1 pseudogene is annotated in these 302 nt (G+C 65.9%); it reads right to left on the bottom strand.

Annotation, left to right across the window (positions count from 1 at the left end):
• A pseudogene (locus SB771_RS33980) lies at nt 1-302 on the bottom strand (hydroxylamine reductase); the annotation flags it as partial.

Genomic DNA, 302 nt, shown 5'->3' with positions numbered 1-302 from the left:
ACCACGAAATCACCAGCGACAGCGGCAGATCGTTGACGCCGCACTCGAACGCTTCGGCCAGCGCGAGCGCGATCTGGATCGCCGAATAGCTGTCGTTGCACTGGCCGAGATCGAGCAGACGCGGAATGCCGCCGATGTCGCCGAACGCGTGGCGATTGAAGCGGTACTTGTTGCAGCCGAGGGTCATGACGACGGTGTCGTCGGGCGCGGCCTGCGCGAACTCGGTGTAGTAGTTGCGGCCGGGCGCGGCGCCGTCGCAGCCGCCGATCAGGAAGAAGTGGCGGATCTGACCGGCCTTCACG

It is taken from the genome of Burkholderia sp. SIMBA_051 (genome assembly GCF_046534915.1).
Classification (GTDB): Bacteria; Pseudomonadota; Gammaproteobacteria; order Burkholderiales; family Burkholderiaceae; genus Burkholderia; species Burkholderia ambifaria.
This window is presented reverse-complemented; position numbering and strand designations above follow the sequence as displayed.